This window comes from Paenibacillus antri, from assembly GCF_005765165.1.
GTDB classification, from domain to species: Bacteria; Bacillota; Bacilli; order Paenibacillales; family YIM-B00363; genus Paenibacillus_AE; species Paenibacillus_AE antri.
Genome location: NZ_VCIW01000016.1, coordinates 97378 through 113313 on the forward strand (window position 1 = coordinate 97378; position 15936 = coordinate 113313).

The 15936-nt window shown below is 62.5% G+C and carries 13 protein-coding genes and 1 riboswitch; of the genes, 7 read left to right on the plus strand and 6 right to left on the minus strand.

Going from position 1 to position 15936, the window contains the following annotated elements; translation table 11 throughout:
• Positions 1-11 precede the first annotated feature (11 nt).
• From FE782_RS21395 to FE782_RS21405, 3 genes are read right to left on the minus strand one after another with little or no spacing between them, the layout of a single operon-like run.
• Positions 12-1013 (minus strand): ABC transporter permease, encoded by a 1002-nt coding sequence (locus FE782_RS21395; protein WP_138196376.1) that lies wholly within the window; start codon positions 1011-1013, stop codon positions 12-14.
• On the minus strand, positions 1010-1960 hold the full coding sequence (locus FE782_RS21400; RefSeq protein WP_138196377.1) for an ABC transporter ATP-binding protein: 951 nt from the start codon (positions 1958-1960) through the stop codon (positions 1010-1012). Before FE782_RS21400 ends, FE782_RS21395 begins: the two co-directional genes overlap by 4 nt.
• A gap of 3 nt (positions 1961-1963) precedes the next feature.
• A complete protein-coding gene (locus FE782_RS21405) occupies positions 1964-3115 on the minus strand; it encodes a COG1470 family protein (RefSeq protein ID WP_138196378.1) in 1152 nt (383 codons plus the stop codon).
• Between the two features lie 274 nt (positions 3116-3389).
• Here FE782_RS21405 and acsA point away from each other — a divergent pair, with 274 nt between their 5' ends.
• From acsA to FE782_RS21440, 7 genes are all read left to right on the plus strand, one after another.
• Positions 3390-5117 (plus strand): acetate--CoA ligase, encoded by a 1728-nt coding sequence (gene acsA, locus FE782_RS21410; protein WP_138196379.1) that lies wholly within the window; start codon positions 3390-3392, stop codon positions 5115-5117.
• Positions 5118-5193: 76 nt separating this feature from the next.
• The gene (locus tag FE782_RS21415; RefSeq protein ID WP_138196380.1) at positions 5194-5940 is read left to right on the plus strand and encodes an NAD-dependent protein deacylase; all 747 of its coding nucleotides are present in this window, start codon (positions 5194-5196) and stop codon (positions 5938-5940) included.
• Positions 5941-6009: 69 nt separating this feature from the next.
• Entirely contained in the window at positions 6010-7383 is a 1374-nt protein-coding gene (locus FE782_RS21420) for a DUF2252 domain-containing protein (RefSeq protein ID WP_138196381.1), read from the plus strand.
• Between the two features lie 75 nt (positions 7384-7458).
• A complete protein-coding gene (gene ilvA / locus FE782_RS21425; protein ID WP_138196382.1) occupies positions 7459-8712 on the plus strand; it encodes a threonine ammonia-lyase IlvA in 1254 nt (417 codons plus the stop codon).
• Positions 8713-8778: 66 nt separating this feature from the next.
• The gene (locus FE782_RS21430) at positions 8779-10179 is read left to right on the plus strand and encodes an ABC transporter substrate-binding protein (RefSeq protein ID WP_138196383.1); all 1401 of its coding nucleotides are present in this window, start codon (positions 8779-8781) and stop codon (positions 10177-10179) included.
• Between the two features lie 153 nt (positions 10180-10332).
• Positions 10333-11130, plus strand: a complete 798-nt coding sequence (locus FE782_RS21435) for a DUF2087 domain-containing protein (RefSeq protein ID WP_138196384.1) — start codon at positions 10333-10335, stop codon at positions 11128-11130.
• Entirely contained in the window at positions 11123-11491 is a 369-nt protein-coding gene (locus tag FE782_RS21440) for a GIY-YIG nuclease family protein (protein WP_138196385.1), read from the plus strand. The genes FE782_RS21435 and FE782_RS21440 overlap by 8 nt, the downstream gene beginning before the upstream one ends.
• A gap of 54 nt (positions 11492-11545) precedes the next feature.
• Here the strand turns inward: FE782_RS21440 and gcvPB are convergent, their stop codons facing one another.
• From gcvPB to gcvT, 3 genes are read right to left on the minus strand one after another with little or no spacing between them, the layout of a single operon-like run.
• Positions 11546-13009, minus strand: coding sequence for an aminomethyl-transferring glycine dehydrogenase subunit GcvPB (gcvPB, locus tag FE782_RS21445; RefSeq protein ID WP_138196386.1), 1464 nt, complete (start codon positions 13007-13009; stop codon positions 11546-11548).
• Positions 13006-14382: an aminomethyl-transferring glycine dehydrogenase subunit GcvPA gene (gcvPA, locus tag FE782_RS21450; RefSeq protein WP_138196387.1), complete on the minus strand. Its 1377-nt coding sequence runs from the start codon at positions 14380-14382 to the stop codon at positions 13006-13008. The genes gcvPB and gcvPA overlap by 4 nt, the downstream gene beginning before the upstream one ends.
• A gap of 17 nt (positions 14383-14399) precedes the next feature.
• Positions 14400-15542, minus strand: coding sequence for a glycine cleavage system aminomethyltransferase GcvT (gcvT, locus tag FE782_RS21455; RefSeq protein ID WP_138196388.1), 1143 nt, complete (start codon positions 15540-15542; stop codon positions 14400-14402).
• Between the two features lie 214 nt (positions 15543-15756).
• Positions 15757-15875, minus strand: a riboswitch (glycine riboswitch).
• Positions 15876-15936: the final 61 nt, after the last annotated feature.

Here is a 15936-nt window from a genome sequence, read left to right on the forward strand (position 1 = left end):
GGCATGTCGGATCAACGCGCGCGAATCTCTTGGCGCATGAAGCCGAGATAGGAGATGCCGAAGCAGATCAAGGTGCCCGCGACGAGCGCCGTCATCTGAGGCCAGACGAGAAGCAGGCTCTGGCCGAGCGGCAGCGGCGCCGGAATGGCGCCGACCGCTTGCTCCATCGTCAGGAAGCCGCTGATCGTGCGCATCTCCGGCACGAGCAGCGTACTGGTCGCCTCTTGGAACAGCGCGTTCGGGCTGACGCGCAGCAGCCACTGCGTCCAGGTCGCGGCCTCGTATTCGGTGGGCGGCGACAGCGCGCCGACGACGACGTTCACGAGAATCGGGTAGAACAGAACGAAGAAAATCCATAACCCGAGCCCCGACAACGCCGACGTCGCGGCGCTGCGCATCCGGACGGAGAACAGAATCGACAAGTTGAGCCAGAAGGCGACGTAGACGACGGACGCGAGCAGGAACAGGAACATCCGCGCGAATTGCTCCGGCGTCGGCGGAATGCCGGTCATCAGGATGCCGAGCGCCATGACGAGGAACCCCATCGCGACGAACAGCGTGCCGACGATGGCGAGCGCCGCGACGAACTTCGCGTTGATAATATAGTCGCGAGGCACCGGCTGCGCCAGCGTCCGGCTCAGCGTGCCGCGGCCGCGCTCGTTCTGGATCGCGTCGAACCCCATGCCGATGCCGAGCAGCGGGCCGAGGAAGCCGACGAACGTAATGAACGACGGAATCGTTCCGTCGGTCGCGGTGAACAGCCGCAAGAACAGAAACTGCTTCACCGTATCGTCCAACTCCGCGTTGCGATCGAGTCCGTTCAGCACCGCATAGATGGAGGCGATGCAGGTCAGTCCGACGATCAGGAGCAGGATGTTCGTGCGCCAGCTGCGGATATGGTCCGACAGCTCCTTGCGCACCATCGCGGAGAACGGGTGGTACGTCCGGTCCCGTTCCGGGGCGGCGAGCCGCGCGCGCAGCGCGGCCGGCCAAGATGCGAGCGGCGTCTTCATGCCGACCCCCTCCCTTCGAAATACCGGTGATAAATTTCGTCCAAGCCGAACGTCTTGCGCTTCAGCTCGTGCAGCTTCGCGCCGCGCTCGACGACGAGGCGCGCCACGTCGGCCGCCACGTCCCGCTCCGCGTCGATGACGAAGCCGCCGTCGCTCGCTTCGGCGCGGATGACGCCGCCGATCGAGCGCACGGCTTCCAACATCGCTTCGTCCGCCGGTTCGACCGTCGACTCGATGCGAATCGACTCTTCGCCGAACAACTCTCGGGACAGCTCGGAGATGCCTCCAAGGCCGACGAGCTTGCCCTTGACGAACAGGCCGACGCGATCGCAGATCGACTGCACTTGATGCAGATGGTGAGAGGAGAGCAGCACCGTCATTTGCCGTTCGCGCGACAGCGCCCGAATGAGGTCGAGCAGCTGCCTCATCCCCTCCGGGTCGAGGCCGAGCGTCGGCTCGTCGAGGATCATGACCTCGGGCTCCTTCATGAGCACGTCGGCGAGCCCGAGCCGCTGCCGCATCCCGCGAGAGTAGGCGCCTACCGGCTTGTCGCGCGCATCCGAGAGGCCGACGCGACTCAGCCATTTCTCGGCCCGCGCGCGGGCTTCGAACTCCGACAGCCGATTCAGCCGAGCGGTGTACATTAAATTTTCGAAACCGGTCCGGTCTTCGTAAAATCCGACGTCGTCGGGAAGATACCCGACCTTGCGCTTCACCTCGATCGACTGGCGTACCGAATCGAGGCCGCAGACGCTGACCTTGCCGTCCGTCGGCTCCGAGAGGCCGAGCAGCATCAAGATCGTCGTCGACTTGCCCGCGCCGTTCGGGCCGAGCAGTCCGAAAATTTCGCCCGGATAAATCGACAGGTTCAAGTCGTCGACCGCTTTCTGATCGCCGTATTGCTTCGTGACATGGTATAGGCGGATGATCGGTTCCTTCGCCGTCATCGCTTATCGCCTCCCGTACGTACGGAACAAATAGCCGAGTCCCCCGAGGACGACGACGATGATCAGAATGCCGAACCAGCCCCATACGACGGACGTCTTGACGCTGACGCGGAACTGCGCGTCGGAAGACGCTTCCGGAGCGGAAGCCTTAATGCTGAGCGCATAATCGCCCGCGAGCGCGGCGTCGGAAGCGTTCAGCGTCGCGACGACGGTCCGGGATTCTCCCGGCGGAATGGCGTCGATCTTCGCCGGCTCGAATTCGACCGTCCAATCGATCGGCGTGCTGGAGGACAGATCGACGTCCGTCAGCTCGACGGAGCCGGTGTTTTTCACGAGGAGCTCCAGCTTCTTGTCGCCTCCCGCCGTGACGTCCGTGCTGAGCAGCCCCGAAGGCGTCGTGAGCTCGATGTCGTACCGTCCGATAATCGCGGTTTGCAGCTCGAGCGTAGCCGACGTCGAACTCGTCTCCGCGACGATCGGAATCGTATACGTGCCGGCCTCGACCTGCTGCGGCGGCGTCACCTTCACCGACACCGTCTCGGTCGCGCCCGCTTCGACGTCGACGGAGGAGACGCGTTCGCCCGAGACGGTGAACGACACTTCCCAGCCGGCGCCCGGCGTCTCCGCGCGGAGGGCGTACATTTGATTTTCCGCGGTGCGGTTGCGCAGCGAAGCGCTATAGGTGAAAGACGCGTCGGCATGCCCTTCGATGTTCGGCTGCTCCGTCGTGAGCTCCGTCTCGTAGATGCCTTGCTCCGTCACTTCGATGGCGAGAGGGAGCGTATTGCCGTTGCCGGCCGACAGCGTGAACCGATAGACGCCGCGTTCCACCTGCAGCGGGACGTCGATGTCGAGCGTCGCCGTCGACGAGGCGTCCGGCTTCACCGCGATTTCGCGGGCGTTCTTGCCGCCGCTCGTCAATTCGTACGTCCATCCGTCCGGGAGGCCGATCACGGACAGCGTCGCCTTCTGCACGGCGTCGGTCTCGTTGATCAGCTCGACGTTGTGGGTGACCGATTCGCCGGGCGTCACCGCGATGAACGGCTGGGCGGCGTAGACGGTCAATTCGCCCGCCGCTCCGGCGGTTCCGGCCGGCAGCAGCGAGCCGACGAGCAGGAGGCCCGTCAACATCCATTTTCTCTTTGTTTTCCTCATCTTGCGAAAACCCTCCTTGGCGCGTTGTGGAAAATTTCCGATTTCGATAGTAGGGGAGAAAGCTGAAACGAAGATGAAAGAAAACTTAAAAAAAAGTAAAATGTGACCGTTTTGTGACCCGGCGATCTGTGGTATGGTGGTACGTAGAGGGCTGCGCCGGCGGCCGTTTTCAATTTTGGACGAGAAATGGACTGGCGCATCTTTGGAAACGCTTATATAATGCTTATAAAACGCTTACTTTACCAACCGTCGCGATCGAGAGGAGTGCAACGCCATGCAAGAGATGCATACGCACGAAATTATTCCGAGCACAGGCAAGCCATCGAACTTATCTTCTTACGAACAAACTTACGCTACTTTCCGGTGGGAAGACATTCATGCCGAGTTCAGCTGGCATACCACGGGAAAGGTGAATATGGGGTACGAAGCGATCGATAAGCATACGACGACGCATCGCCGGGACAAGACGGCGCTGATCTACGCGGACGACGGCGGCGCGCAGACGTTCACGTTCGAGGAGATGCGCAAGTTCTCGAACCGGTTCGGCAACGCGTTCCGCTCGCTCGGCGTGCAGAAGGGCGACCGCGTCTTCTTCTTCATGCCGCGGACGCCGGAAATTTACGCGGGCGTCATCGGCGCGCTGAAGATCGGCGCGATCGTCGGGCCGCTGTTCGAAGCGTTCATGGAAGGCGCGGTGGAAGACCGCCTCTCCGACGCGGAAGCTTCCGTCATCGTGACGACGAACGCGCTGAAGTCGCGCATTCCGAAGGAGCGTCTGCCGCATCTGAAGCATATCGTGCTGATCGACGGCGAGGGCGAGCTCGAGGACCGCGAAGCGAGCTACAAGGCGTTGATCGACGCGGCTTCCGAAGAGCTGGACATCGAATGGGTCGACCTCGAGCATCCGATGATCCTGCACTACACGTCCGGATCGACGGGCAAGCCGAAGGGCGTGCTGCACGTGCACGGCGCGATGCTGCAGCAATACATCACCGGTCACTGGGTGCTGGATCTGCGGGAAGACGACGTCTATTGGTGCACGGCCGATCCGGGTTGGGTAACCGGCACGTCGTACGGCATCTTCGCGCCGTGGCTGAACGGGGCGACGAACCTGATCCGAGGCGGACGGTATTCTGCCGACCGTTGGTATTCGACGATTCAAGATTACAAGGTTACGGTGTGGTACAGCGCGCCGACCGCCTTCCGGATGCTGATGTCCGCGGGCGACGACGACGCGGAGCGCTACGATCTGACCAGCCTTCGTCACGTCTTGTCCGTCGGCGAGCCGTTAAATCCGGAGGTTATCCGTTGGGGCATGAAGGTGTACAAACAGCGGATTCACGATACGTGGTGGATGACGGAGACGGGCGCGCATATGATCGTGAACGTGCCTTCCATGGACATTCGTCCGGGTTCGATGGGGAAACCCATTCCGGGCACGAAAGCGGCGATCATCGACGACGAAGGCAACGAAGTGCCGCCGTACACGCTCGGCAACCTGGCGCTGCAAGCCGGTTGGCCGTCGATGATGCGCCGCATTTGGAACAACCCGGCGAAGTACGAAGAGTACTTCAAGCTGAAGGGCTGGTACGTCTCCGGCGATTCGGCCTATATGGACGAGGACGGATACTTCTGGTTCCAAGGACGCGTCGACGACGTCATCAATACGTCCGGCGAGCGGGTCGGACCGTTCGAGGTCGAGAGCAAGCTCGTCGAGCATCCGGCCGTCGCCGAGGCGGGCGTCATCGGCAAGCCGGATCCGCTGCGCGGCTCGATCATTAAGGCGTTCGTCTCCCTCCGGGAAGATTACGTCGAGACGCCGGAGCTGCTCGAGGAGCTCAAGCAGCACGTCAAGACGGGGCTCGCCGCGCACGCGGCGCCGCGGGAGATCGAAGTGATCGACAAGCTGCCGAAGACGCGCTCGGGCAAGATCATGCGCCGGGTGTTGAAAGCGAAGGAGCTGGGCTTGCCGCTTGGCGACCTTTCCACGATCGAGGACTAATGGTACAGTTATAGCAGGGCGGAGCGGGCTGAATAGCCCGTTCCTTTTTTTTTTGTAGAGGAGGCATTCCGGCAAGATGGACAACGGAACCGAGTTGGAAAAGGTGAAAAGATGGATCGCGGACAGCGAACGCGTCGTCTTCTTCGGCGGCGCCGGAACGTCGACCGAAAGCGGCATTCCCGACTTCCGATCCGCGGCGGGCTTGTACAACGCGGCGCAAGGGAAAGGCGTGCCGCCGGAGGTCATGCTGTCGCATACGTACTTCATGGAGCAGACGGAGTCGTTCTTCGAGTTTTACAAGAGCCGAATGATTTATAAGGAGGCGGTTCCGAACGCGGCGCATCGAGCGTTGGCTTCGCTCGAGCGGGCCGGAAAGCTGAAGGCGGTCGTCACGCAAAACATCGACGGACTTCACCAAGCGGCGGGAAGCCGGACGGTGTTCGAGCTGCACGGGTCCGTTCGCCGGAATCGGTGTATGGATTGCGACGCGTTCTACGATCTTGAGGACATGCTGGCGCTCGGCGGCGTCGTGCCTCGGTGTTCGGCGTGCGGCGGCGTCGTGAAGCCGAATGTCGTGCTGTACGAGGAGCCGCTCGACCAAGCGACGTGGGCGAGGGCGCTCGAGGCGATTCGCGAGGCGGATCTGCTGATCGTCGGCGGAACGTCGTTGACCGTGTATCCGGCCGCGGGGCTCGTCGACGAATTTCGCGGGGCGCGTCTCGTGCTGATCAACCGCGACGAGACGGGGTACGACACCCGGGCCGGAGCGATCTTCCGCGGATCGATCGGCGAGACGCTGGGGGAATTGACGTCCGCGACGTGAGACGGTTGTCGAGGGAACCTTTTCCATGTATGATGACACCATAAACCGACGGGAAGAGGCGGAAGCGCGATGAACCGATATAACCCCGAACGCATTCGCAAGATGCGCAGCACGATCCGCGCCCAAATCGTCGAGGCGATTTTGGACGACTTCGACGAAGGGCTGATGGAGCTGTCGACGGAAGCCCGCGCCGCGAAATACAAGAAGATGGCGGAGAGCGCCTTCCGCTTCTTCCGCGGCAGCGCGTATTTGTTTTATTTCGACGTGGCGCACGTGCCGTTCCCGTACCATACGCCGACGGATAAGCCGACTTGGATACAGGGAGACTTGCATTTCGAAAATTTCGGCGCGTTCCGGAGCGGCAGCGGGGAGATCGTTTACGACATTAATGATTTCGACGAAGGATATCTAGGCTCCTACCTGTACGATCTGCTTCGAATGAGCGTCAGCATTAAGCTTGTCTGCGAGACGCTCCAGTTCGACGAGGAGCAGACGGACGAGGCGATCCATACGTATCTGAAGTCTTATAACAAGCAGATCCGCCGATTCGCGGCGCGTAAGGACGATATGCAATCGATGCAGTTCACCGCGGAGCATACGTCTGGCCCGATTCGTAAGCTGCTGAAGAAGCAGGAGAGCCGTTCGGCCGGCGCGTTCCTCGAAGAGGTGACGGAACGGACGTCGGCGCTGCGGAAGTTCAGCCGCACCGCGGAGCTCGTGCCCGCCGAGGCGGAGGAGCGGGATGAGCTGAAAACTTCATGGCGTGAGTATTTAATGACATTGAATGAATCGGCGCGAGTTGCGGATGAGATGTTTTATGCCATTAAGGACGTGGCGGTCAAACATGGCTCGGGTACGGCGTCGATCGGCCTCGACCGGTACTATGTGCTTATCGAGGGCCATCGGGATCCGGAAGGAACCGACGACATCGTGCTTGAAGCGAAGGAGGTTCGAGCGCCGGTGCCGGCGTACTTCCTTCCGTACAGCGAGCCGTTTTGGGAACGCTACGCGCATCACGGACGCCGCGTCGCCGCCACGCAACGTGCGATGCAGCACGCGGCCGATCCGTTCTTGGGTTGGTTTACGATCGCCGATCGGCACTTCTACGTCCGCGAGCGATCCCCTTTCAAGAAGCGGCTGAAGCTCGAAAAGATTCGTACGCACGACGATTTATTGACGACGCTGAAGCTGATGGGGCGCATTACGGCGAAAATTCATTCCCGCGCCGACAACGAGCTGCGGGATCGCGAGGGCATCCTCGATTACCATGCGGAGGCGGAAATCGCCGAGGCGATGGGGCCGGATCCCGATAAGTTCGCGGATACGCTGTCGCTGTGGGCGATGAATTACGCCGCGCAGGTACACGAGGATTACGGGATCTTCCGACAACTCGTCCAGCGCCGATTCGAAGGTCGACAGCTTGAAAATTCGGAAAGCGTATGAAATTATGGTTTCACAGCGGCTCGGCCGGCGAGCCGAGTCTCCGCATAATTTATAGACAGAAGGTGTAATGCCGCAGTGGACGCTCCCCTGATCCGAATCGAAGACATCCTCATCGCCCATTCTCGGGTGAAGGAACAAATTGTAGAAACCCCGTTGCAGCGCAACGCGGTGCTGTCGCAGCGGTACGGCTGCAACGTCTATTTGAAACGCGAGGATTTGCAGATCGTGCGCTCCTTCAAAATTCGCGGAGCCTATAACTTTATTCGAAGCTTGCCGGAGGACGTCGCGCGCCGCGGCGTCGTCTGCGCCAGCGCGGGCAACCATGCGCAGGGCGTCGCCTATTCGTGCAGCGCGCTCGGCATTCCCGGCGCGATCTTCATGCCGGCGACGACGCCGAAGCAGAAGGTGTCGCAGGTCGAGCGATTCGGCGGGAATCAGGTCGCGATCCGGCTCGTCGGCGATACGTTCGACGACGCCTTGGCCGAAGCGGTACGCTACGGCGAGGAACGCGGCATGACGTTCGTGCATCCGTTCGACCATCCGGCGATCATCGCGGGACAAGGCACGGTAGGCGCGGAGATCGTCGGCGCCTCGCAGGAGTCGATCGATTACGTGTTCGTCGGCGTCGGCGGCGGCGGTCTCGCGGCCGGCGTCGCGTCGTACGTGAAGAAGCTGAGCCCCGAGACGCGCCTCATCGGCGTCGAGGCGACGGGCGCGCCGACGATGCGAACCGCGTTCGACCGCGGCGAGATCGTCTCGCTCGAGGACATCGACCGGTTCGTCGACGGCGCCGCGGTGAAGCGGGCGGGCGAGCTGACGTACGCGATTTGCCGCGAGCTGCTCGACGACATGATCGTCGTGCCCGAGGGCAAAGTGTGCACGACGATGCTGGAGCTGTACAACGAGAATGCGATCGTCGTCGAGCCCGCGGGCGCGCTGCCGGTCGCGGCGTTGGACGCGTACCGCGATGCGCTGAAGGGCAAGACGGTCGTCTGCGTCATCAGCGGCGGAAATAACGACATCGACCGGATGCAAGAGATCAAAGAGCGGTCGCTGCTGTACGAAGGGTTGAAGCATTACTTCGTCATTAACTTCCCGCAGCGCGCCGGGGCTTTGCGAGAATTTCTGGACGGCGTCCTCGGGCCGGACGACGATATCGCTCGCTTCGAATATACGAAGAAGAGCAGCAAGGAGAGCGGCCCGGCGCTCGTCGGCATCGAGCTGAAGTCGCCGAGCGATTACGAGCCGCTCGTGTCCCGGATGAGGGAGAAGGGGATTTCGTTTCTTACGCTGAAGGATCACCCGGATTTATTTCATTTATTGGTGTGAACCTTTTTCGCTTTCCGTACGTCTATATTTTTGGAAAATATAGGAGGTCTACGGAGGGGAATCGAATTGTCTCATCGAAGTTGCAGTCGGAGAATCGGGACGGCGCTCGCGCTCATCCTGACGTTAGGGGCGGCGCTGGCCGCATGTTCGTTCGGGGGCGCGGCGGACGAGCCGGAAGAAGAAGAGAGCGCGACGATTAAAGTGATGTATTGGGACGAGCGGGCGTTCTATCAACAGTTCGGGAACTTGTTCATGATGCAGCACCCGAATATCGAGCTCGAGGTCGTCTCGACGCAAGGCATGTACAGTCCCGATACGAACCCGATCGACGCGCTGCGAAAGCTGATCGAAGAGGAGCAGCCGGATGTCCTGCTCATTAACGAATATTTCTTCGATCCGCTGTTCCAAGACGGTCTGTTGTACGAGCTCGAGACGTTGGTCGCTCAAGACGAAGGCTGGGTCGAGGGGATGCTGCCGACGGCGTTGGACAAGCTTCGGACTCTTGGGAACGGGAAGCTGTACGGTCTCGCGCCGAGCTTCTCCAGCAAAGCGATCTTCTATAACAAGTCGATGTTCGAAGCCTACGGCATCGCTCCGCCGACCGACGGCATGACGTGGGACGAGTTGATCGCGAAAGCCGAGCTGTTCCCGACCGACGGCGAAGCGGACGAGAGGGTGTACGGCTTAGACGCGTTCGGCGGCGCCGGCGTCGGCGGTTTTCTGCAGCTGGGCAGGGAGCAGGGACTGCAGTTTCTCGACGTGAACGCGAAGAAGGTCACGCTCGACACCGATGCATGGCGACGCGTCGCGGAGACGGCCCTGCGATTATCCTCCTCGAAAGCGATGTACGCGCCGGACCCGTTCAACCCGCAAATGGGCCAAACGTACGAGGATCACCTGCGCATGGATTTGTTTTTGACCGGACGGCTCGCGATGAAGCTTAGTTATTCGTATTATTTGCAAGAGTTGGCCGAAGGCATGAATCGGCTGGAGGAGGCCGCCGAGCTCGATTGGGACGTCGTGACGGAACCGATCAAGGCGGATGCGCCGAACGAGACGTCGTCGTTCCAATTCAACGACATCTTCGCGATTCATGCCCGCTCGACGAACGTGGACGCGGCATGGGCGTTCGTCAAGTTCATCCATTCCGACGAGTTTACGAAAGCGACGTCCCGGTTTCCGGTCGTGAGCGGACTGCCGATCCGGACGGAATATATCCGGAACGAAGAGGGCAAACGCCTCGAAGCGTTTTATGCGCTGTCGCCGAGCTCGGAGCGGCAGTCGATTCCGGGGATCGAACGGATTCCTTCCGGGTTCGACGCGGCGTTCTACCCGATGATGGAGAAGCATTGGACGGCGTTGACGAAGGAAGAAACGACGATCGACGAGGCGCTCGCTTTCATGGAGACGGAAGGGCAAGCGGCGTTGGATGCCGCGTTCGCCAACGAAGGAGAAGGAACGGAATGACCGGCGGCCGGGGCGCGCAACGCGCTCCGGCTGTTTTTCTATTCACAAACAAAATAAATATATGTTGGTGAAATCTTGACCTACATCAAACATCGGTGTATATTGTTTGTGTGGTGGCAAACAGATATAAACCACGTAGGGAGAGTGTAAAAGGTGGATTTGGAACGGCAGTTTTGGAACGCAAGCCCCGAAGAGCTGAAGCGCGGGTACGGCACGTATCCGGAACAAGGCGGTCACCGCTGCCTCGTCTGCGGCGAGTTCGCCGAATTCGGGCGGGTGTTCCCGATCGGCGAACACTGGTACGACGCGGAAGCGTACATGAAGCGGCACATCGCGGCGGCGCATAAGTCGATGTTCGAGTATTTACTGTCGCTCGACAAGAAGTGGACCGGACTGACGGACGTGCAGCGGGAAGTGCTTCAGCTGTTCTACGAAGGGCGCAGCGACGCGGACACGGCCAAGACGCTGGGAAGCAAGCCGGCGACGGTGCGGTATCACCGGTTTCATCTTCGGGAGAAAGAGAAGCAGGCCAAGGTGTTCCTCGCGTTGATGGCGCTGCTCGACGAGCGGCCGAAGGCGAATGCGGACGCGGGCGACAGCGAGCAAGAGGAGTTCGTCCCGATTCACCGGACCGCGACGACGATCGACGAACGGTACGCCATGACCGCGGAAGAGAACGCCAAGGTGTTGAAGACGTACTTCCCGTACGGCCTCGAAGGACCGCTCAAGGAGTTCCCGTCCAAGGAGAAGCGGAAGATCGCCGTGCTGCGCCACCTGATGACGCGATTCGAACGCAATCGGGTGTACTCGGAGAAGGAAGTGAACGCGGTGCTGAAAGACGCGTTCTCGGATTATGTGACGCTGCGCCGATACATGATCGAGTACGGCTTCATGGATCGCAAGGACGACGGCAGCGAATACTGGGCGAAGGGAGAAGCGATGCATGGATAAGGAAAGGAAGAAGGCGTTGGCCGCGGAATACGTGCTCTCGGAACGGCCTGCCGGCGTGTTTCGGCTCGTGCACGTCGAGAGCGGCAAATCTTTCGTCGGAACGGCGCCGGACGTGAACGCGATGAAAAATCGGCTCCTGTTCCAGCTGAAGATGGGATCCAATTGGATCAAGCCGTTGCAGAACGATTGGAACGAGTACGGCGAGGACGCGTTCCGCTATGAAGTGTTGGAGCTGTTTACACCGCCGGAGGACGGCATGTACAATTTGAAGAAAGAGCTGGAACGGATGGAGTTCGAATGGCTCGAACGGTTGCAGCCGTACGGAGATAAAGGGTACAACAAACCGCCGCACGATTCCTAATCGGGGCCGCCCCCGCAGACGTCGACAACGTCCGCGAGGGCGGCCCCTCCTTCGTTACGGGACGCCGCAGGCGCAGTTGAGGACCGGCCGCCGCGCCGCGGTCGCTTCGTCCAACCGCCTGACGTCCGTCGTATACGGCGCGTTCTTGACGAGCTCCGGGTCCGACTTCGCTTCCTCGACGATCCGAAGCAGCGTATCGGCGAACGCGTCGAGCGTCTCTTTGCTTTCGGTTTCCGTCGGCTCGATCATGAGGCACTCCTCGATATTGATCGGGAAGTAGATCGTCGGCGGATGGTATCCGAAGTCGAGCAGTCGCTTCGCGACGTCCAACGTCCGCACGCCGGTCGACGTCTTCAGCGACTTCGCCGATAACACGAATTCGTGCTTGCAGATTCGGTCGAACGGCACGTCGAACGCGGACGCCAGACGGCGGAACAAGTAGTTCGCGTTCAACACGGCGAGCTCGGAGACGCGGCGCAGGCCGTCCGGACCGTACGTGCGAATATAAGCGTACGCGCGGACCAGGATGCCGAAGTTGCCGTAATACCCCTTCACGCGGCCGATCGAGGCCGGGCGGTCGTAATCGAAACCATACGTTCCGTCCTCGCGACGCTCGACCGTCGGGATCGGGAGGAACGGCGCGAGATGCGCCTTCACCCCGACCGGGCCCGCGCCGGGACCGCCGCCCCCGTGCGGCGTGCTCATCGTTTTGTGCAGATTCAAGTGCACGACGTCGAACCCCATGTCGCCGGGACGCGCGATGCCGAGGATGGCGTTCGAATTCGCGCCGTCGTAATACAACAACCCCCCGGCGTCGTGCACGATCGATGCGATCTCTTCGATATGCTCTTCGAACAGGCCGAGCGTATTCGGGTTCGTCAGCATGAGCGCCGCCGTGTCGTCGCCGACCGCCGCTCGCAGCGCGTCGAGATCGACGAGGCCCCGGTCGTTCGACGGGATCGTCACCGTCTCGTAGCCGGCCGCCGTCGCGCTGGCCGGGTTCGTGCCGTGGGACGAGTCCGGCACGATCACCTTCGTGCGCGTCTCGCCGCGGCTTTCGTGGTACGCCCGGATAAGCATGAGGCCGGTGAACTCCCCGTGCGCGCCGGCCGCCGGCTGCAGCGTCACCCGGTCCATGCCGGTCACCGCCGCGAGGTCTCGCTGCAGCGCGTATAGAAGCTCGAGCGCGCCTTGCATCGACGATTCCGGCTGGTACGGATGGATGCGGGCGAAGCCGGGGTACCGCGCGACGTCTTCGTTCAGCTTCGGATTGTATTTCATCGTGCAGGAGCCTAAGGGATAGAAGCCGTTGTCGACGCCGAAGTTCCGCCGCGACAACGCCGTATAATGACGGATGACGTCGACCTCGTATACCTCCGGCAGCGCAGGAGGCTCGGGCCGAAGCAGGGAGGCCGGAATCCACTCGTCGAGCGGCGTCTCCGGCACGTCGCAGGCGGGGAGCGAGTAGGCGACGCGTCCCGGCGCGCTCCGTTCGAAAATGAGCGGCATGTCTGTCATCCCAAGATCGCCTCCAATGCCGACGCGAATGCGTCGATCTCTTCTTTCGTTCGCTGTTCCGTCACGGCGACGAGCATGCAGCCGCCGAGCGCAGGATCGTCGCGGCCGAGATCGTACCCGCCGAGGAAGCCTTCCGCTAGCAGCCGTTCGTTCGCTTCGCGCACGGTCGGCCCGCCGTCCGGCAGTCGAATGACGAACTCGTTGAAGAACGGGGCGGAGAAGGGGAGCGTCACCCCGGGGACGGATGCCAGCCGCGAGGCCGCATAATGCGCCTTCCGGACGTTGAGCTCGGCCACGTCGCGCATGCCTTGCTTTCCCATGACCGACAAATACACGGAAGCGCACAGCGCGAGCAGCGCTTGGTTGGAGCAAATGTTCGACGTCGCCTTCTCGCGCCGGATATGCTGCTCGCGCGCCTGCAGCGTCAGCACGAAGCCGCGCTTGCCGTCTTTGTCGACCGTCCGCCCGACGATGCGGCCTGGAATGCGGCGCATCAGCGCGTCGGAGACGGCGAAGAAGCCGCACGTCGGTCCGCCGAGCGACGGCGCGATGCCGAGCGGCTGCGCGTCGCCGACGACGATGTCCGCGCCGAGCTTGCCCGGCGGCTGCAACGCGCCGAGCGACAGCGGATTGGCGCTTACGACGAGCAGCGCGCCCGCGCCGTGCGCGGCGGCGGCGAACGCCGCCGCGTCCTCGATGCCCCCATAGAAGTTGGGGGACTGGATCATCGCGGCGGCGGGTTCGCCGCCGCCGTCGGCCCGCAGCGCCGCGGCCAAGGCGGCCGCGTCCGTCACGCCGTTCGCGTCGACGGGGACGGTCGTAAGCTCGAGCCCGAGGCCGCGCGCCGTCGTCGCCAGCACCTGCCTCGCCTCGGGATGGACCGCCGCGGACACGACGAGGCGCTTCCGCTTCGCGGCGCCCGCCGCGAGCGCCCCCGCCTCGGCGAAGGCGGTCGCGCCGTCGTACATGCTCGCGTTGGCGACGGGGAGGCCGGTCAGCTCGCAGATGTACGACTGGAATTCGAAGATGGCCTGCAGCTCGCCCTGGGAAATCTCCGGCTGATACGGCGTATAGGCCGTATAAAACTCCGACCTCGATACGATGTGGTCGATGACGACGGGGAGGTGGTGGTCGTACACGCCGGCGCCGAGAAAGCTGACGTAAGTTTCCAAATCCGCGTTGCGCGCGGCGAGCGATTTCATATGCCGCAGCAGCGCCCCTTCGCCCAGCGCCTCCGAGACGTCGAGCCGTCCCCGAAAGCGGACCGACGCCGGGATGTCCGCGAACAGCGCTTCGATCGAGTCGACCCCGATCGCTTCGAGCATCGCCCGTTCGTCGTTCGCCGTCGCCGGCAAATATCGATGATTCCGCATCTGCATCGAGCTCCTCTCTATCCTGGCTTACGTGCGCGATCCGCCCGCCGATAAAACGGCGTCGGGACGACTTTCGCCTTCAACCGCTTCCCCCTCACGTCGACGTACAGCTCCGTTCCCTCCGCGGCGTACGCAGCGTCCACGAGCGCGAGACCCAGGTTGCGACGCAGCGTAGGCGACTGCGTGCCGGTCGTCACCTCGCCGACCCGCGCGCCGTCCGCGGCGAACACCGCGTAATGCGTCCGCGGAATGCCGCGATCGATCATCTCGAGCCCTGCCAAGCGCCGAGTCGGGCCCGACGCCTTCTGCGCGGCGAGCGCCTCCCGGCCGATGAAGTCGCCCTTCTCCAGCTTCACGAATGCGCCGAGTCCGGCTTCGAGCGGCGTGATCGAGGGCGACAGCTCCTGGCCGTACAGCGGCAGCCGCGCCTCGAAGCGCAGCGTATCGCGCGCCCCGAGACCGACCGGCGCAAGTCCGTAAGGGGCGCCGGCGCTGAGCAGCGCGCGCCAGACGTCCGGCGCGCGCGAGGCGTCGACGTACAGCTCGAAGCCGTCCTCGCCGGTGTATCCGGTGCGCGAGACGAGCGCCGGGACGCCGCCGACGCGCACGCCCTCCGCGAAGCGGAACGGACGCAGCGCGGCCGGGTCGAACCCGACGGCGCCGTCGTCTCCGCAAGAGGCGTCGCGCACGACGTCGACGGCCGCGGGGCCTTGCACCGCGAGCAGCGCCGTCTCCGCGGAGACGTCTCGGATCTCGACGTCGCCTGAAGCGTGCCGCCGCATCCACGCCAAATCCGTCTCGACGTTCGACGCGTTCACGACGAGCAGGAAGCGATCGTCGCCGAGCCGATAGACGAGCAGGTCGTCGACCGTGCCGCCGTTCGGGTAACACATCGGCGTATACATCGCTGCGCTTACGGGAAGCTTCGCGACGTCGTTCGTGACGAGCCGCTGCAGGAACTTAGGCGCGCCGGAACCCGACACCGACAATTCGCCCATGTGCGAGACGTCGAATAAGCCCGCCCGTTGCCGCACCGCTTCATGCTCCTTCAGAATGCCTTCGAATTGCACCGGCAGCTCCCAGCCGCCGAAATCGATCGTCTTCGCGCCGAGCGGCGCATAGAGCGGATAGAGGGGCGTGCGCTTCAACGGTTCCGCCATATCGGACAACACCTCCGCTTCGATTGGGAAAATAGAAAAGGGACACGGCTAAAGCGCGTATTGAATACGATCTCAATACATTCCTTAGCTCTGTCCCTTGTACCTGAGAGTTGCCTCGCCGGCCTTAGGCAGGACCGCGCAAGTTTCCCCTTGGGTGATTCGGCTCGCGCCGCGAGGAGATCCCGCAGCCGCCGCCGAATGCTCTCCAGAGTCGCGTCCGGCACAGGTCCTTTTGCCTGAGAGATTCCCCCGGATCCGGGGTTACTCCTTCGGCGTCTCCGCCCGCCCGCGCCTAGCGCGACGGAGTGCGTCGATCTCTCCCTGTACCCTCATTCGCTGCTATGCTGTTGCGCATCGAACCGATCGGCGATCCGCGAGCTTGCGTCGCCGCGCG

Bases quoted from the DNA above. Each gene is read 5' to 3' on its own strand.
- FE782_RS21395 (WP_138196376.1), bottom strand. From the start codon at position 1,013: ATGAAGACGCCGCTCGCATCTTGGCCGGCCGCGCTGCGCGCGCGGCTC.
- FE782_RS21400 (WP_138196377.1), bottom strand. From the start codon at position 1,960: ATGACGGCGAAGGAACCGATCATCCGCCTATACCATGTCACGAAGCAA.
- FE782_RS21405 (WP_138196378.1), bottom strand. From the start codon at position 3,115: ATGAGGAAAACAAAGAGAAAATGGATGTTGACGGGCCTCCTGCTCGTC.
- acsA (WP_138196379.1), top strand. From the start codon at position 3,390: ATGCAAGAGATGCATACGCACGAAATTATTCCGAGCACAGGCAAGCCA.
- FE782_RS21415 (WP_138196380.1), top strand. From the start codon at position 5,194: ATGGACAACGGAACCGAGTTGGAAAAGGTGAAAAGATGGATCGCGGAC.
- FE782_RS21420 (WP_138196381.1), top strand. From the start codon at position 6,010: ATGAACCGATATAACCCCGAACGCATTCGCAAGATGCGCAGCACGATC.
- FE782_RS21440 (WP_138196385.1), top strand. From the start codon at position 11,123: ATGGATAAGGAAAGGAAGAAGGCGTTGGCCGCGGAATACGTGCTCTCG.
- gcvPB (WP_138196386.1), bottom strand. From the start codon at position 13,009: ATGACAGACATGCCGCTCATTTTCGAACGGAGCGCGCCGGGACGCGTC.
- gcvPA (WP_138196387.1), bottom strand. From the start codon at position 14,382: ATGCGGAATCATCGATATTTGCCGGCGACGGCGAACGACGAACGGGCG.
- gcvT (WP_138196388.1), bottom strand. From the start codon at position 15,542: ATGGCGGAACCGTTGAAGCGCACGCCCCTCTATCCGCTCTATGCGCCG.